This is a genomic window from Duganella radicis, from assembly GCF_009720825.1.
Lineage (GTDB): Bacteria > Pseudomonadota > Gammaproteobacteria > Burkholderiales > Burkholderiaceae_D > Rugamonas > Rugamonas radicis.
This window is the reverse complement of the sequence record NZ_WNKY01000005.1, coordinates 57,790-72,691: the sequence shown is the minus strand read 5'-3', so window position 1 is coordinate 72,691 and position 14,902 is coordinate 57,790. Positions and strand designations below refer to the sequence as shown.

At 63.7% G+C, this 14,902-nt stretch carries 17 protein-coding genes; 8 read left to right on the top strand and 9 right to left on the bottom strand.

Annotated elements, in window-relative coordinates; all coding sequences use genetic code 11:
• Positions 1 to 8 precede the first annotated feature (8 nt).
• Positions 9 to 689, top strand: coding sequence for an OmpW/AlkL family protein (locus tag GM676_RS07545; RefSeq protein WP_155462877.1), 681 nt, complete (start codon positions 9 to 11; stop codon positions 687 to 689).
• Positions 690 to 884: 195 nt separating this feature from the next.
• Positions 885 to 2,468 (top strand): methyl-accepting chemotaxis protein, encoded by a 1,584-nt coding sequence (locus tag GM676_RS07540; protein ID WP_211923177.1) that lies wholly within the window; start codon positions 885 to 887, stop codon positions 2,466 to 2,468.
• A gap of 3 nt (positions 2,469 to 2,471) precedes the next feature.
• On the opposite strand, the gene GM676_RS07535 is transcribed toward GM676_RS07540, so the two are convergent.
• Together GM676_RS07535 and GM676_RS07530 are read right to left on the bottom strand one after the other, a co-directional pair.
• Positions 2,472 to 3,656 carry an acyl-CoA dehydrogenase gene (locus GM676_RS07535; protein ID WP_155462875.1) on the bottom strand — a complete coding sequence of 395 codons (1,185 nt, stop codon included), beginning with the start codon at positions 3,654 to 3,656 and terminating at the stop codon, positions 2,472 to 2,474.
• A 103-nt stretch (positions 3,657 to 3,759) separates the two neighbouring features.
• The gene (locus tag GM676_RS07530) at positions 3,760 to 4,263 is read right to left on the bottom strand and encodes a flavin reductase family protein (RefSeq protein WP_155462873.1); all 504 of its coding nucleotides are present in this window, start codon (positions 4,261 to 4,263) and stop codon (positions 3,760 to 3,762) included.
• A 91-nt stretch (positions 4,264 to 4,354) separates the two neighbouring features.
• Between GM676_RS07530 and msrA the strand changes: the two genes are divergently transcribed.
• Positions 4,355 to 4,879, top strand: coding sequence for a peptide-methionine (S)-S-oxide reductase MsrA (msrA, locus tag GM676_RS07525; RefSeq protein ID WP_229262577.1), 525 nt, complete (start codon positions 4,355 to 4,357; stop codon positions 4,877 to 4,879).
• On the opposite strand, the gene GM676_RS07520 is transcribed toward msrA, so the two are convergent.
• On the bottom strand, positions 4,872 to 6,083 hold the full coding sequence (locus GM676_RS07520; RefSeq protein WP_155462869.1) for a class I SAM-dependent methyltransferase: 1,212 nt from the start codon (positions 6,081 to 6,083) through the stop codon (positions 4,872 to 4,874). The two genes, msrA and GM676_RS07520, sit on opposite strands and share 8 nt — an antisense overlap.
• A 33-nt stretch (positions 6,084 to 6,116) precedes the next feature.
• A complete protein-coding gene (gene pdxH / locus GM676_RS07515) occupies positions 6,117 to 7,352 on the bottom strand; it encodes a pyridoxamine 5'-phosphate oxidase (RefSeq protein WP_155462867.1) in 1,236 nt (411 codons plus the stop codon).
• Between the two features lie 63 nt (positions 7,353 to 7,415).
• Here pdxH and GM676_RS07510 point away from each other — a divergent pair, with 63 nt between their 5' ends.
• The gene (locus tag GM676_RS07510) at positions 7,416 to 7,706 is read left to right on the top strand and encodes a nucleotidyltransferase family protein (RefSeq protein ID WP_371866147.1); all 291 of its coding nucleotides are present in this window, start codon (positions 7,416 to 7,418) and stop codon (positions 7,704 to 7,706) included.
• A 15-nt stretch (positions 7,707 to 7,721) separates the two neighbouring features.
• Here the strand turns inward: GM676_RS07510 and GM676_RS07505 are convergent, their stop codons facing one another.
• Positions 7,722 to 8,027, bottom strand: coding sequence for a hypothetical protein (locus GM676_RS07505; RefSeq protein ID WP_155462865.1), 306 nt, complete (start codon positions 8,025 to 8,027; stop codon positions 7,722 to 7,724).
• Between the two features lie 184 nt (positions 8,028 to 8,211).
• Between GM676_RS07505 and GM676_RS07500 the strand changes: the two genes are divergently transcribed.
• Positions 8,212 to 8,913 carry a hypothetical protein gene (locus GM676_RS07500; RefSeq protein WP_170304246.1) on the top strand — a complete coding sequence of 234 codons (702 nt, stop codon included), beginning with the start codon at positions 8,212 to 8,214 and terminating at the stop codon, positions 8,911 to 8,913.
• 56 nt (positions 8,914 to 8,969) lie between these two features.
• Here GM676_RS07500 and GM676_RS07495 read toward each other — a convergent pair whose 3' ends face one another.
• Both GM676_RS07495 and GM676_RS07490 read right to left on the bottom strand, forming a co-directional pair.
• A complete protein-coding gene (locus GM676_RS07495; RefSeq protein WP_155462861.1) occupies positions 8,970 to 9,959 on the bottom strand; it encodes a DUF4034 domain-containing protein in 990 nt (329 codons plus the stop codon).
• The gene (locus tag GM676_RS07490) at positions 9,956 to 11,056 is read right to left on the bottom strand and encodes a hypothetical protein (RefSeq protein WP_155462859.1); all 1,101 of its coding nucleotides are present in this window, start codon (positions 11,054 to 11,056) and stop codon (positions 9,956 to 9,958) included. Before GM676_RS07490 ends, GM676_RS07495 begins: the two co-directional genes overlap by 4 nt.
• Positions 11,057 to 11,131: 75 nt before the next feature.
• Between GM676_RS07490 and GM676_RS07485 the strand changes: the two genes are divergently transcribed.
• The 3 genes from GM676_RS07485 to cysK are packed head-to-tail and all read left to right on the top strand — an operon-like array spanning position 11,132 to position 13,478.
• Positions 11,132 to 11,968: a tRNA threonylcarbamoyladenosine dehydratase gene (locus tag GM676_RS07485; RefSeq protein ID WP_155462857.1), complete on the top strand. Its 837-nt coding sequence runs from the start codon at positions 11,132 to 11,134 to the stop codon at positions 11,966 to 11,968.
• Between the two features lie 47 nt (positions 11,969 to 12,015).
• On the top strand, positions 12,016 to 12,504 hold the full coding sequence (locus GM676_RS07480) for an FKBP-type peptidyl-prolyl cis-trans isomerase (protein WP_229262576.1): 489 nt from the start codon (positions 12,016 to 12,018) through the stop codon (positions 12,502 to 12,504).
• A 41-nt stretch (positions 12,505 to 12,545) separates the two neighbouring features.
• Positions 12,546 to 13,478 carry a cysteine synthase A gene (gene cysK / locus GM676_RS07475; protein WP_155462855.1) on the top strand — a complete coding sequence of 311 codons (933 nt, stop codon included), beginning with the start codon at positions 12,546 to 12,548 and terminating at the stop codon, positions 13,476 to 13,478.
• Here the strand turns inward: cysK and GM676_RS07470 are convergent.
• Together GM676_RS07470 and GM676_RS07465 are read right to left on the bottom strand one after the other, a co-directional pair.
• Positions 13,475 to 14,464 carry a cation diffusion facilitator family transporter gene (locus tag GM676_RS07470; protein WP_155462853.1) on the bottom strand — a complete coding sequence of 330 codons (990 nt, stop codon included), beginning with the start codon at positions 14,462 to 14,464 and terminating at the stop codon, positions 13,475 to 13,477. The genes cysK and GM676_RS07470 overlap by 4 nt on opposite strands.
• Entirely contained in the window at positions 14,461 to 14,787 is a 327-nt protein-coding gene (locus tag GM676_RS07465) for an ArsR/SmtB family transcription factor (protein WP_155462851.1), read from the bottom strand. Before GM676_RS07465 ends, GM676_RS07470 begins: the two co-directional genes overlap by 4 nt.
• Positions 14,788 to 14,902 lie beyond the last annotated feature (115 nt).

Sequence of the window (14,902 nt, the reverse complement as noted above, 5' to 3'; positions counted from 1 at the left end):
GAGACACTATGAAAAACACGGTAAAACTGCTGGCGCTGGCCGCCGCCATGACGGTAGCTTCGGCTGCATCGGCACAACAGGGAGCGGGCACCTGGATCGGTACGCTGGGCGCCAACAAGATCACCCCGAAAGTGGAGTCGGGCAACGTGTCGGCGCCGGCGCTGCCGAACACCAAGACCGACGTCGGCACCGACACCAAGCCGCGCTTCACCATCGCCTACATGCTGACCGATAACATCTCGGCCGAGCTGGACCTGGGCCTGCCGTACAAGCACGACCTGTACGGCGCCGGTTCGATCGCCGGCACCGGCAAGCTGGCGTCGGCCGAGGTGCTGCCGCCGACCGCCTTCATCCAGTACCGCTTCCTGAAGCCGGACGCGGTGGTGCGTCCCTACGTCGGCCTGGGCGTGACCTACGCCATGTTCCAGAAGGAGCGCGGTTCGGGCCAGCTGACCGCCGTGCTGAACACCGGCGGCGCGCCGGCCACGTTCAAGCTGGACGACAAGCTGACCGCCAGCGTCCAGCTCGGCGGCACGGTGAAGATCAACGAGAAGTGGTTCCTGGACGCCTCGGTCATCAAGACCAAGCTGAAGACCAAGGCGCATTACTCGACCGGCCAGACCCAGGACGTGCGCCTGGACCCGCTGGCGGTCAACGTCAGCATCGGCTACAACTTCAAAGGCTTCTGACACCGTTGACGCCGCCGATTGAGGCGGCCTGAACGCTAAACCCCGTCTTTTCGAAGGCGGGGTTTTTTTATGCGCGGACAGGATGTGAAATGCAGGATTTCCCTACAAAGCTATCAGGAAATGCTGGTAGGGATTTGTCCCTAAATCGGCTACGGTTAGCGTTGGGCTATCCAAAAAAAACTAAACTGGGACGAAATGAAAAATATAAAAATTGGGGGACGTCTGGCGCTGGGTTTTTCCGTGGTGCTGGTACTGATGCTGGCGCTGGCGCTGGTCGGCTTGTCGAGCATGGCGAAAATCGAGGATCAGTTCGAGGAGATCGTGAACGGCAATATGGTGAAGATCGCCTTGCTGACGGACATGGGCGACGCGGTGCAAACCAACTCGATCGCGGTGCGCAACGTGATCCTGTTTTCCGACGACGCCCAGCGGGCACCGGAGGTCAAGCGGATCGTCAGCCAGCGCGAGCGCTATGACCAAAACTTTCAAAAGCTGAGGCCGCTGGTGACGCGGGCCAAGGGCAAGGAATTGCTCGACCTGATCGACGCCCGGCGCGCGGAAACCACGGTGTTGATGGACAAGGTGGTGGCCCTGGCCGTGCTGGACAAGGACGCCGAGGCCACCAGCATGCTGCTGACGGAAGTACGGCCGGCGCAGGACCGCTGGTACGCGGCGCTGGACGCGCTGACCCAGTTCCAGAACGAGATCACCGCCATCTCGGTGGACGACGCGCGCGCGATTTACCGCGGCACCCGCTTGCAGGTGGCCCTGTTCGCCCTGAGTGCGGTGGTGCTGGGGGCGCTCATCGCCTGGCTGATCACGCGCTCCATCGTGCGTCCGGTGGGCGCGGCGGTCAGGGTGGCGCAGACCGTGGCCGCCGGCGATCTGACCAGCCACATCGAGGTCACCAGCCGCGACGAGACCGGCCAACTGCTGCAGGCCTTGAAGGACATGAACGCCGGCCTGGTGGTCATGGTGGGCGAGGTGCGCGGCGGCACCGACATGATCGCCTCGGCGTCGCAGCAGATCGCGTCCGGCGCGGCCGACCTGTCCTCGCGCACCGAGGAGCAGGCCAGCTCGCTGGAGGAAACCGCCTCGTCGATGGAGGAGTTGACCTCGACCGTCCGGCAAAACGCCGACCACGCGCGCCAGGCCAATCGGCTGGCGCTGGCCGCCGCCAAGGTGGCGGTCAAGGGCGGCACCGTGGTGTCGGAAGTGGTGGGCACCATGGGGTCGATCAACGACTCGGCCAAACAGATTGTCGACATCATCGGCGTGATCGACGGCATCGCCTTCCAGACCAACATCCTGGCGCTCAACGCGGCGGTGGAGGCGGCCCGCGCCGGCGAGCAGGGGCGCGGCTTCGCGGTGGTGGCGTCGGAGGTGCGCACGCTGGCCCAGCGCAGCGCGGCGGCCGCCAAGGAAATCAAGGCGCTGATCGACAATTCGGTGCAAAAGGTCGATGCCGGCAGCCGGCTGGTGGAGCAGGCCGGCACCACCATGCAGGAAGTGGTGGACAGCATCCGCCGCGTGACCGACATCATGGACGAGATCACGGACGCCAGCCAGGAACAGACCACCGGCATCGAGCAGATCAACCAGGCCGTGATCGAGATGGATCAGGTGACGCAGCAGAACGCGGCGCTGGTGGAGGAATCGGCCGCCGCGTCCGAGGCGATGAAGCAGCAGGCCAGCAGGCTGGCGCAGATGGTCTCGGTGTTCAAGCTCGGCGGCTCGGCCCCCGCGCTGGGCTACCCCGGCGCGATCGCCCTGCGCTAAACCTTACTGAAACGCCTGGATGCCGGTTTGCGCCCGGCCCAGGATCAGGGCGTGGATGTCGTGGGTGCCTTCATAGGTATTCACGACTTCCAGATTCACCATGTGGCGGATGATGCCGAACTCGTCCGAAATACCATTCCCGCCCAGCATGTCGCGCGCCATGCGCGCCACGTCCAGCGACTTGCCGCACGAGTTGCGCTTCATCATCGAGGTGATTTCCACCGCCGCCGTGCCCTCATCCTTCATGCGGCCCAGGCGCAGGCAGCCCTGCAAGCCCATGGTGATCTCGGTCTGCATGTCGGCCAGCTTCTTCTGGATCAGCTGATTGGCGGCCAACGGACGGCCAAACTGCACGCGGTCCATCACATACTGGCGCGCGGTGTGCCAGCACGACTCGGCCGCGCCCAGCGCGCCCCAGGCGATGCCGTAGCGTGCCGAGTTCAGGCAGGTGAACGGCCCCTTCAGGCCGCGCACCTCCGGGAAGGCGTTCTCTTCCGGCACAAACACATTATCCATGACGATTTCGCCGGTGATCGAGGCGCGCAGGCCGAACTTGCCGTGGATGGCCGGGGCGCTCAGGCCCGCCATGCCTTTTTCCAGCACGAAGCCGCGGATCGCGCCTTCATCGTCCTTGGCCCACACCACGAACACATCGGCCACCGGCGAATTGGTGATCCACATCTTGGCGCCGCTCAGGGCGTAGCCGCCGGCCACTTTTTTGGCGCGGGTGATCATCGAGCCCGGGTCGGAACCGTGATTGGGCTCGGTCAGGCCGAAGCAGCCGATCCACTCGCCGCTGGCCAGCCTGGGCAGGTATTTCTGTTTTTGCGCCTCGGTGCCGAACTCGTAGATCGGCACCATCACCAGCGACGATTGCACGCTCATCATCGAGCGGTAGCCGGAGTCGACGCGCTCGACTTCGCGCGCGATCAGGCCGTAGGCCACGTAGTTCAGGCCGGGACCGCCGTATTGCTCGGGAATGGTCGGGCCCAGCAGGCCCAGTTCGCCCATTTCACGGAAGATGGAGGTGTCCATCCGCTCGTGGCGGAAGGCTTCCAGAATGCGCGGTTGCAGCTTGTCCTGGCAGTAGGCGGCGGCGGCGTCGCGCACCATGCGTTCGTCGTCGGTCAGTTGCTGGTCCAGCAGCAGGGGGTCATCCCAGTGGAATTGGGCGCGGGCTTGGCTCATGGATAGTCTCTCATTATGATGATGAATGCTGCCAGCATTCTATGCCGCCGCCCCGGTGCCGGCTTTTCAAAGAGCGACACCAATTTCCGTTTTTCGACGTGGCTTAACCGAGGCCGGCGAACTGGCCGCTGTGGAAAATCAGCGGCGGGGAGGGCGAAAACGCGCAGAATTCCACTTCGCCGACGAAAATCACGTGGTCGCCCTCCGGGTAGCGGCTGCGGTTATGGCATTCGAACCAGGCCGACACGCCCTTGATGATGGGCTGGCCGGTGCGCGACAGCTCGTATTCCAGTCCTTGCCACGGGTCGATGCCGCGGGTGGCGAACTTCTTGGCCAGATGGGCCTGCTCGGCATTGAGCACATTGATCACATAGTGCGAGTTGCCGGTGAAGATGGGCATGCTGTTGGCGCCGTTGGACAGGCTCCACAACACCAGCGGCGGCTCCAGCGACACCGAATTGAAGGAACTCGCGGTCAGGCCGCGGAAGCTGCCGTCGGCCAGCCGGGTGGTAATAATGGTCACGCCCGTGGCAAACTGGCCCAGCGCCTGGCGGAAGTGGGCGGTGTCGAAGCTGCGCTCTTCGGCGCGTGGTGAAGTGGTGTTCATGGTCTGCCATTATGCCAAAGTTTGCGCTGCCGTAGCGAATTGCCCACGTTTGCGTTACAGTGACACCATGGTCCGAAAGGAGGAGTGCGTCATGACGGAAACGGCGATACTGGGCGGCGGCTGCTTCTGGTGCACCGAGGCGGTGTACATGGAAGTCAAAGGCGTGACGTCGGTCGAATCCGGCTATGCCGGCGGCCACGTCGAGCACCCCACCTATGAACAAGTGTGCGCCGGCGAGACCGGCCACGCGGAAGTGGTCAGGCTGGCATTCGATCCGGCCGTGATCAGCTACCGCGATTTGCTGGAAATCTTCTTCACCATCCACGACCCGACCACTCTCAACCGCCAGGGCAACGACGTCGGCACCCAGTACCGTTCCGTGATCTTCTACCAGTCGCCGCAGCAGGAGGCCATGGCGCGCCAGGTAGTGGCGGAAATGGCGCATGTGTGGGACGCCCCCATCGTGACGGAACTGGCCCCGGCCGGGGTGTTCTACAAGGCCGAGGACTACCACCAGGACTACTTCCGCCAGCATCCCCTGCAAGGCTATTGCGCCTTTGTGGTGGCGCCCAAGCTGGAAAAATTCCGCAAGACCTACGCCAACCGCCTCAGGTAGCGGCCGGGTACATATGCTGGCGTGACCACGGCAGCGCGGCCGAACGCTGGCCCGCCTTGCGGCCGACGATCTGGTACAGGCTGATCCAGTCCTGTTCAAACGCGTAGGCGCAGCCGGCCAGATACACGTGCCAGATGCGGTAGCGCTTGTCGCCGGCCAGCGCGCGCACCTGGTCGCCGTGCGCCTCGAAATTGTCGGTCCAGATGGCGCAGGTGCGGGCGTAGTGGCGGCGCAGGTTTTCCACGTCGCTCACCTCCAGCGCGCCCTGCTGCATGGCGCGCAGCACATGGCCGATGTGGGCCAGCTCGCCGTGCGGGAACACATATTTTTCAATGAACTCGCCGCCGCCGTAGGGCGTCTCGCCGTTGTCGGGATCGGTGGTGGTGATGCCGTGGTTCATCACCACGCCGTCGGGCGCCAGCAGGTTGTGGATGGCGGTGAAATACTCCGGCAAGTGGCGCAGGCCCACGTGCTCGAACATGCCGACGCTGGTGATGCGGTCGAACTGGCCGCGCACGTCGCGGTAGTCTTGCAGGCGGATCTCGATCAGGTGTTCCAGCCCGGCCTCGCGCACGCGCTGCCGCGCCAGCGCGTACTGATTTTCCGACAGCGTGACGCCGACGCAGCGCGCGTTGTAGCGCTGCGCCGCGCGGATCACCAGCGCGCCCCAGCCGCAGCCGATGTCGAGCAGGGTCTGGCCGGGTTGCAGCGCGATCTTGCGCAGGATGTGGTCGATCTTCTTGAGCTGCGCGCTGGCCAGGTCCTCGTCGCCGTTTTCAAAATAGGCGCAGGAATACACCATGTGCGGATCGAGGAACTGCTGGTAGAACTCGTTGGAGACGTCGTAGTGATAGCGGATCGCCTCGGCGTCCTTCTGCTTGCTGTGGTGGAAGCTGCGCGCCAGCCGCGCGAACTTGCCCTCGGCCTTGAGCGAGGTGCGCGCCAGCGCGTTGACCACGGCAATCATGTCGCGCGCCTTGCCCTTGACCTCGATGGCGCCCTCCACGTAGGCGGCGCCGAGGTTGGACAGCGACGGTGTCAGCAGGTAGCGCGCCGACGCCACATTGGGCAGCCTGATGGTGACGCGCGGCGCCTCGCTGGACAGGTCGACCTGCTGGCCGTTCCACAATTCGATGCGCAGCGGCAGCGTGAGCTGCGCGCGCATGCCGTCGATCCAGTTGCTGAGTTGATTCTTTACGAACAAGATAACCTCCTCAATAAAAAGGAGGCGCCATGCTTACGGCTGCAAACGCTCCTTTAACCAGTTGCCATCTGCTTGCTTGACATACACAATCCGGTCATGGAAGCGCGAGCGGCGGCCCTGCCAGAACTCGATGCGTTCCGGGTCGAGGCGATAACCGCCCCAATGTGCCGGCCGCACCGGATGCTCGCCGCTGAGCGCGGCCGCCGCCTCGTAATTGGCTTCCATCTGTTCCCGGTTGGCGATGGGCGCGCTCTGCCGCGAAGCGATCGCGGCGATCTGGCTCTTCACCGGCCGGCTGTAAAAATAGGTGTCGCTTTCCTCGGCGGCGGTTTGCACCACCTTGCCTTCGATCCGCACCTGGCGTTCAAGTTCACTCCAAAAGAATAGCAACGCGGCGTGCGGGTTGGCGCGCAGTTGCCGGCCTTTAAGGCTCTCGTAATTGGTGTACCAGGTGAAGCCACGCTGGTCGTATTGCTTGATCAGGACAATGCGCGAACTGGGCTTGCCGTCGGCATCGACGGTGGCCACGCTCATCGCGTTCGGTTCATTGACCTTGGCGTGCAGGGCTTCCTCAAACCACTTGCCGAACTGGGCGATCGGATCGTCCAGCACATCGTGTTCCGTCAGGCTGGCGCGGCCGTAGTCAAGGCGCAGGTCAGCCAGCACCACGCCGTCGGCCACCGTGTTGTGGACCGGCGCGGCCTGTTGTTCGGGCACCTGGCTGACTGGCAGGTCGGGGGTGATCCCGCGCCGCACCTGCATCGCGCTGCCCAGTTGCGCCATTTGCTCGGCGCTGAAGAGGCGCTTGGCCATGGGCGCGATATGCGATTCCTCCACCACCATGTGGGCCGCGTAAGTGTCGCAGAAACGGGCGACATCGCTGGCCGAGAGGGCGGAACCGGCGCCATTGGCAATCTGCTCAAGTTGCGATTTGATTATAGACCAGTCTCTATCCATTTGCTGGTGACCGGCCAGAATGCCGGGCGTCAGCTCGGCCAGCAGGGCGGCGTCGGCGTCGCGCGCGGTGGCGTGCAGCATGGGCAGCAGGTTTTGCTCCTCGTCCTCATGGTGCAGATGGGCGGCGTTATTAAAGTATTTCAGCACCGCCTGCGCGGCCCTTTGGGCGTCGGCATCGGCGCCATGCTTGGGCAGGTGCGCCAACAGGTTTTGCAGGGTGGTCAGCTGCTTGCGGATGCGGTCGTGGCAATGCTTCAGCACAGCGATCGGCTGGCTGAAATCCGGGGCGGTGTCATACAAAGAATTGCTCATGGCGTGAGGGCTTTGGCTTGGTAACAGGAGTATTCTAGAGTAAATCGCACAAGGGAGACTTTAGTGAAGCCCTCGGAAGCCCTGCGCCTGCATCGTCACGCCATCCGGAAGATCGTGGAATCGCACCGGGCCAGGAACGTGCGCGTGTTCGGCTCGACCGCGCGCGGCGAAGACGAAGAGGGCAGCGACCTCGACCTCTTGGTCGAACCGACGCCGGAAACCACACTGTTCGACATCGGCGCCATCCGCCACGAATTGCTTGAGTTGTTAGGCGTGCCAGTGGACGTGCTCACGACTAACGCCGTACCTGAAGAATTCCGTTCACAAGTCGCCGTTGAAGCCGTACCTGTATAAAGGCGCACCTCTCACTTAGTAAAAGACTTCGTTTCCAACAAAGCCGATTGGCACTTTGAGGTCAGCACTTTGGATCGCCGACATTGCTTCATCATGGCGTTCTGGAGAAATGCCATGCTCTTGGATAACAGCGATTGCGTCAGGATGGGGCATCTTCCTTAGAGCAGCTGTTAAATCCTTGGAACTTAAATAAGTTTGGCTGTTGACGATAAATGTATCTGCCTTCACCGTTACCTTCAGCACTCTAGAGTCTTTCGGTGGCGAACAAGCAGCCAGCAATATTGGGACTAAGATCAGCAGCGGCTTAATGAGATGTTTCATAGCTTTCCCTGACTGAACGTATCTGGATCATTCCATAGAACTTGCACTCTGCGAATAGCTATGTAGCCTCGTCGTCGTCCGATTATAATGTTTGCAATAAAAAGCTTGTAAAATTGATCAGCGGGTGGCTGTGATGCGAACAATTCGCTTGGTGTCGTTTGGCTTTGTGGCAGTCGCGGCGTGCATGTATGCAGCGCTGTCATCGCAGGAGGAGTTCCAAACTGTAAGGTGCGGGCTTGGACCGCCTCCGGGAACCAGCGAATTTGCGGCGTTTAATGCACGTCGGGATGCCGAGGTGCAGCGTGTTGGGTATGAAACGGTCTGCGAGGCTAACCTGGCGCGATACGATATCGGTCTCGGCCTGTTGCCGGCGGCCGTGGTCTTGTCGAGCCTGGATTTCCGTCCGGTTGATTTGGCCGCGACGCCTTTTAACTCCTTCCCCAGTGTAGCGACGGTTGCCGAAACTGTATCGGGGGTAAGGTCGCGCTTGTACCGCAGCTTTAAAATGCCCGACGGCCATATCCTCACCCTGTTTGAAGACGATATGTCGGCCGACGGTACGCATGTCTATCGCAAGCCAGAAGATGAGCCCGAGCGTGTGAATGGCTTGCCTGCCCGGTTGGACGTGCTGCAAGCGCCGGGTGGCAAGGCGGTCTCTTTCATCAGCTGGGTTGAGAGTCGGCGTAGTTATGAGTTGTGGCTGGATGCGAACGTGGTGTTGGAAAAGAGGAAAACGCAGCTTTTCGCACTGGCATCGTCTATTCCAAAATCCATTCCTGCTCGCACGGACGAACCACAGTCCGCACCCGTCAAGCTCGGACCTGATGGGATGCCGGTATTTCCGGAGCCGCCGCAATTCATCCGAACTCCCGGTGATCAGCGGTAACTGTGCTGCTGGCTGTGGCGGCACAGCGCGAGTAGCAGGCCACGCGCCATCGCAGCTTATCCTTGCTGCGCCCAGCGCTGGCAGCTTTCCAGGCTGCGTTGCGCGTTCGGGCCCCAGGAGTCGGGTGCGACCTGATCGCCCAGCAGTTGAAGCTGCGCCAGCAGCGTGGCTTTGTCCTTGGCCAGGCAAGCCATATAGGCATAGCGGTTGCGCCGGCCCGCGCTGGGGTAGCGCGCCAGCATGTCTTCGTAGCTGCGCTTGAAGGTCGGCCAGTCGGCCTTGCTGTCCTGGAACAGCGTGTGGCCGTAGTCTTCGTCCGCCGCCGCCGAGTACAGGCGCGCATACATGCCGGTGCCGAATTGCGCCTTGGTCTGCTCGGTCGCCTTGCGGATGAAGTTGTCCAGCCGCCGGGCGTCGCCGCCCCATTTCGGCAGCAGGCTGCTCAGGGCGGTGAAGTAGAGGGTGACGTCGTCCGGATTGCGCTTTAAGCCGTCGTTGATGATGTTCCAGATATGCTGGTCTTCCCAGTCCATGGTCTTGGCGATGCCGAGCAGGACGTTGTGGCCCTCGCTGTCGCTCAGCGCCACCTCGGCATGGTCCAGCAGGTGCTGGGCGGCCCGGTGCAGATAGTCCTCGAAATCCTGCCAGGCTTGCGGCGGCACGTCCTTGGCGTAGCCGCCGCCACGATACGCCCAGCCATGCGCCACCAGCACCCGCGCGTACAGGATGTGGGCCAGCGCCGATGTCGGATGTTCACGGGTCCATTGCAGCGTCAGCTTTTCCAGCTCTTGCAGATACGCCTCGCTGCTGCTGGCGTTGATGACCTTGCCCACGCCGATGCGGAACCATTCGACCTCCACCACGCCGTCCTTGCCGATATGACCGGGCTGGCGCAGCACGGCGTTTTGTTGCTCCAGCGTGGCAAAGTCGCCCCACCAGAATGCCTGCATGGATTGGGTGGTGATGGGCGCATCCTCGGCCGCGCCTGCCAAGCCGGCGGCGCACAAGCACAGCGCCGGCAAGAGTTTGCGTATCGGGGACGTCATGGCTGTGCTCCTTCCAGTTTCCACACCAGTTGTAGCTTGAGCGGTGTGCCGCTCGGCGGTTTGTTGTCCGTCAGGTATTTGATGGCCTGCGCATCGAACACGTTTTCAAACGCCACCGGCCGCACGCCGCGGATGCCGGGCACTTCCACCTTGCGGCCGATGACGCTGACCTGTTGCGGCTTGCCGTCGCCATCGCGCTGGAATTGCAGGACAGTGGCGCCCTCGGCCTGGAAGCGGGTGGCGAGGCCGGGATAGGTCTGCCGGCCCGGCGTCGGCTGGGTGGCGGCCAGCGGTTCGAACATGCCGACGAAGCGATCGCTGGCATGGATCAGCGTGCCGTAGCGGAAGGCATTCAAGGCGGTCGCCGGCGCCACGCCCTGTTGCAGCTGATGATTGAACCACCACAGTTGCAGCAGGCATTGGTCTTCGCGTCCCATGGCGGCATAGCTTTGCTTCTCGCTTAACAGTTGCACCGCCAGGGTGGGCGGCAACGCCGGCCGTGCCTGGCCTGACTTGAGCAGCGCCAGTGCGGCGTCTTGCGGCAACGGCGCTGGCCAGGCGGCGGGCGCCGGACGCTGCTGGCCCCAGTGCGCCAGCAGCGCGCGTTCGCTGGCCAGCATGGCGGCCCGCTGCGCCGCCGGCAATTGCTGGATGCGGACGATGCGGGCGGCGTAATCGCCAAAGCGGCTGTCGCCGCCCAGCTTGCAAAGTTGCGGCGAGCCGCGCAGTGCCGCCAGCGTCGCGCTTTCGTAAGCGGCGTCGCCGGGCTCCAGCTGCCACAGCGCCAGTTCATTCAGCACGCGGGCCCAGACCGCGAAGTAGAGGTAGCGGCCTTCGGTTGACTGGCCGGCGGCCGCGCGCAGCTGGCGCTCCTCGGCGATCCAGCCGCTGATCAGAGCCTTGCCGCGGGCCAGGTGGGCGGCGCTGATTTGTTCGGCGGCGGCGCGCAGCCCGGCGTCCAGCGCCAACTCCGGCGCCAGCACGAACGAGCGTGCCAGATCGTTGCTCAGGCTGAGCGCCATTTCTTGCTCTTGCTGATCCGGCGCGGCTGTGGCGGTGGCGCAGCACACAAGCAACAGCAGGCATAGACGGCGCATGGCAGACCTTTTCAAATGAATGTTATCAAAAATGATATTAACATTGATTTGGCCGCAGTCCGTTAAAATGACGGGATGAACAGCATCTCACCCCCTGACTTCGACGATGTCGACTTTGAGCGCCGCTTTGGCGGTATCGCGCGCCTGTATGGCGCGCACGCGCTGGCGCGTTTCCGCACCGCCCACATCTGCGTGGTCGGCGTCGGCGGCGTCGGCTCGTGGATCGTGGAAGCGCTGGCGCGCAGCGCCATCGGCCAGCTGACCCTGATCGACCTCGACAACGTGGCCGAGTCGAATATCAACCGCCAGATCCAGGCCCTCAGCAGCACCGTCGGCATGGCCAAGATCACCGCGCTGGCCGAGCGCATCGCCCAGATCAACCCGTTCTGCAAGGTCCACCAGATCGAGGAATTCGTCGATCCGGACAATATCGAACAGATGATCGGCATCGGCAAATACGATTACCTGATCGACGCCACCGATGCCGTCAAAGCCAAGGCCGCCATGCTGGCCTGGGCGCGCCGGCACGATCTGCCGGTGATCACCATCGGCAGCGCCGGCGGCAAGACCGACGCCGCGCAAATCTCGGTGCGCGACCTGGCCAGGACCGAGCAGGAACCGCTGCTGAAAAAAGTGCGCAAGATCATGCGCGCCCAGTACGGCTTCCCGCGCGGCGAGAAAACCAAGTTCCACATCGACGCCGTGTTCTCCACCGAGCCGCTGAAGTTCCCCGAAACCGGCGAGGTCTGCACGGTCGATGGCGACGACCGCGGCGGCGTCACCGGCCTGAACTGCGCCGGCTTTGGCTCGGCCATGGTGGTCACCGCCACCTTCGGCATGGTGTGCGCCGGCCACGCGCTGCGCAAGCTGGCCGATGGCGCACTGCCGGCAACGTCCCCGGACGCCGGCTAGTTTGCTATCATTCCGAGCTGTCTACAGAACTCATCGAAAGAAACCACATGAAGCGTAGTTCCGTTTTCGCCGCCATGCTGTTGGCCGCCGCCGTCGCCCGCGCGCAAGCGCCGCAACCCGAAGTCGCACCGGCTGCCCCAGCCGCGGAACCGGTGGTGGTCGGCTCGGCCACGCCCGGTCCGTCCGCCGAACAGCTGATCATCACCGACACCAAGATCGGCACCGGCAAGGAAGCCACCGTGGGCGCCACCGTGTTCATGCACTATTCGGGCTGGCTGTACCGCCCGCTGGCCAAGAATATGCACGGCAAGCTGTTCGATTCCTCCATCCCGCGCGGCGAGCCGCTGGACTTCGTGCTGGGCGCCGGCCGCGTGATCAAGGGCTGGGACCAGGGCATCAAGGGCATGAAGGTGGGCGGCAAGCGCACCCTGATCATCCCGGCCGAGCTGGCCTACGGTTCGCGTTCTACCCCGGGCAGCAACATTCCGCCGAATTCCGCCCTGATCTTCGACGTCGAGCTGGTGGACGTCAAATAAAGGCGTAGACTGGAACCTCCGTCCCACCTCGGAGGTTCTGTATGAAAATTGCCAACGACGTTACCGAACTGATCGGCCACACCCCGCTGGTGCGGCTGAACCGGCTGACCCAGGGCGGCACCGCCCAGATCCTGGTCAAGCTGGAGTACTACAACCCCGGCCACAGCGTGAAAGACCGCATCGGCCTGTCCATGATCGAGGCGGCCGAGGCCGCCGGGCAGATCGGTCCCGACACCATCATCCTTGAACCCACCAGCGGCAACACCGGCATCGCGCTGGCCATGGTGTGCGCGGCGCGCGGCTACCGCTGCACGCTGGTGATGCCGGACACCATGAGCCGCGAACGGCGCATGCTGCTGCGCGCCTACGGCGCCGAGCTGATCCTCACGCCCGGGGGCGAGGGTATGCTGGGCGCGATCCGCCGCGCCGACCAGCTGGCCGCGTCCGACCCGCGCTATCTGATGCCGCAGCAATTCAACAACCCCGCCAATCCGGAGGTGCACCGCCGCACCACGGCCGAGGAGATCTGGAACGACACCGACGGCCGCGTCGACATCCTGGTGTCCGGCATCGGCACCGGCGGCACCATCACCGGCGTGGGCGAGGTGATCAAGGCGCGCAAGCCGGACTTCCGGGTGGTGGCGGTGGAACCGGAGGCGTCGCCGATTCTGTCGAAAGGCACCAAGGGTCCGCACCCGATCCAGGGCATAGGCGCGGGCTTCGTGCCGGCCGTGCTGAACACCCAGGTCTACGACGAGATCGTCTGCGTGTCGAACGAGGACGCGTTTGCCACCGCGCGCCGCGCGGCCAGCGAGGAGGGGCTGCTGGTGGGGATCTCCTCCGGCGCCGCGCTGTGGGCCGCGCTGCAAGTGGCGCGGCGGCCGGAGAGCGCCAACAAGCTCATCGTCACCGTGATCCCGTCGTATGGCGAGCGCTACCTGAGTACCGCCCTGTACGCCAATCTGGCCGATTAGTGCGCGTGCGCTGCCGGCTTTAAACAGCATTCCTGCTCGCTGGCGCCGGTGCGCACTTGCAGGGTGCAGTGCTGGATCGAGAATGCCTCGCGCAACTCCTTGCTGATGGCGTCGATGGCGCTGTCGCCCGGGTAGCCGGCCGGCGTCACCAGTTGCGCGGTCAGCGCGTTCTCGGTGGTGCTCATGGCCCAGATGTGCAGGTCGCACACCTTGGCCACGCCCGGCTGATTGCGCAGGAATCGCTCGATCTCGGCGCGGTCCACATTGTCCGGCACGGCGGCCATCATCATGCGCAGCGATTGCGTGAGCAGCGACCAGGTGCTGCTCACGATGAAGGCCACGATGATCATGCTGACCAGCGGGTCCAGCCAGTTCCACGCGGTGTAGCGCACGATCACGCCGGCCACCAGCACGCCCAGCGAGATGGCGGCGTCGGCCGCCATGTGCAGGTAGGCGCCGCGGATATTGATGTCGTCCTTGCTGCCGGCCATGAACAGCCAGGCCGAGAAGCCATTCACCAGAATGCCGATACCGGCCACCACCGACACCGTCAGGCCGGCCACCGGATCGGGATGCAGCAGCTGCTGCACGGCCTCAAAGGCGATGCCGCCGCAGGCCGCCATCAGCAGCATGGCGTTGAACAGCGCGGCCAGCATGGAAGTGCTGCGCAGGCCGTAGGTATAGCGGTGGTTGGGCGCGCGTCTGGCCAGGATGGCGGCGCCCCAGGCCAGCATCAGGCCCAGCACGTCGGACAGATTGTGGCCGGCGTCGGCCATCAGCGCGGTGGAGTTGGCCAGGAAACCGTAGAAGAACTCGATCGCCACGAAAGCCGTGTTGAGCACGATGGCGATGGCGAAGGCGCGGCCCATGGTGTTGGGATCGCCGTGATGGTGGTGATGGCCGTGGGCATGGCTGTGACCATGATCGTGTCCGTGGTGATGATCGTGGTCGTGATCATGGTGGTGGTGATCGTGGTGCTTGCTCATGCTTCGGTCCCGGTGGAAGGTTCGGCGATATGTTCCAGCATATCGTTGAGTACGCCGCTGATATGGGCGTCGGCGGCGGAGTAGAAAACCTGCTTGCCCTGGCGCTCGGACTTGACGATGCGGGCGGCGCGCAGCAGGCGCAGGTGGTGGCTCACCAGCGAGCCGCTCAATTCCAGTGTAGCGGCGATCTCGCTGACGGCAATCGGCTTGGGCATGCAGGCCAGCACGATGCGCAGCCGGGTCGGATCGCCGAGCAGATGGAACAGGTCGGCCAGCTGCGCGATCTGCGGATCGCAATGGGAATAATCGTGTTGGCAGCTCATGATTGCTAACAAATGAATAGGTGTTCATATGTTAGCACAAACTCCGGGGTCAGGTCCTCCATTTCTACACGAGCACAACCGTAGCTACGCCTACGGTTGTGCTCGTGTAGAAATG

Excerpts from the sequence above, each read along its gene's own strand:
- GM676_RS07480 (WP_229262576.1), top strand. The coding sequence starts at position 12,016 with ATGAAGCGTAGTTCCGTTTTCGCCGCCATGCTGTTGGCCGCCGCCGTC.
- msrA (WP_229262577.1), top strand. The coding sequence starts at position 4,355 with ATGACGGAAACGGCGATACTGGGCGGCGGCTGCTTCTGGTGCACCGAG.
- GM676_RS07490 (WP_155462859.1), bottom strand. The coding sequence starts at position 11,056 with ATGCGCCGTCTATGCCTGCTGTTGCTTGTGTGCTGCGCCACCGCCACA.
- GM676_RS07535 (WP_155462875.1), bottom strand. The coding sequence starts at position 3,656 with ATGAGCCAAGCCCGCGCCCAATTCCACTGGGATGACCCCCTGCTGCTG.
- GM676_RS07495 (WP_155462861.1), bottom strand. The coding sequence starts at position 9,959 with ATGACGTCCCCGATACGCAAACTCTTGCCGGCGCTGTGCTTGTGCGCC.
- GM676_RS07465 (WP_155462851.1), bottom strand. The coding sequence starts at position 14,787 with ATGAGCTGCCAACACGATTATTCCCATTGCGATCCGCAGATCGCGCAG.
- GM676_RS07540 (WP_211923177.1), top strand. The coding sequence starts at position 885 with ATGAAAAATATAAAAATTGGGGGACGTCTGGCGCTGGGTTTTTCCGTG.
- GM676_RS07505 (WP_155462865.1), bottom strand. The coding sequence starts at position 8,027 with ATGAAACATCTCATTAAGCCGCTGCTGATCTTAGTCCCAATATTGCTG.
- GM676_RS07500 (WP_170304246.1), top strand. The coding sequence starts at position 8,212 with ATGTATGCAGCGCTGTCATCGCAGGAGGAGTTCCAAACTGTAAGGTGC.
- GM676_RS07485 (WP_155462857.1), top strand. The coding sequence starts at position 11,132 with ATGAACAGCATCTCACCCCCTGACTTCGACGATGTCGACTTTGAGCGC.
- GM676_RS07530 (WP_155462873.1), bottom strand. The coding sequence starts at position 4,263 with ATGAACACCACTTCACCACGCGCCGAAGAGCGCAGCTTCGACACCGCC.
- pdxH (WP_155462867.1), bottom strand. The coding sequence starts at position 7,352 with ATGAGCAATTCTTTGTATGACACCGCCCCGGATTTCAGCCAGCCGATC.
- GM676_RS07470 (WP_155462853.1), bottom strand. The coding sequence starts at position 14,464 with ATGAGCAAGCACCACGATCACCACCACCATGATCACGACCACGATCAT.
- GM676_RS07545 (WP_155462877.1), top strand. The coding sequence starts at position 9 with ATGAAAAACACGGTAAAACTGCTGGCGCTGGCCGCCGCCATGACGGTA.
- cysK (WP_155462855.1), top strand. The coding sequence starts at position 12,546 with ATGAAAATTGCCAACGACGTTACCGAACTGATCGGCCACACCCCGCTG.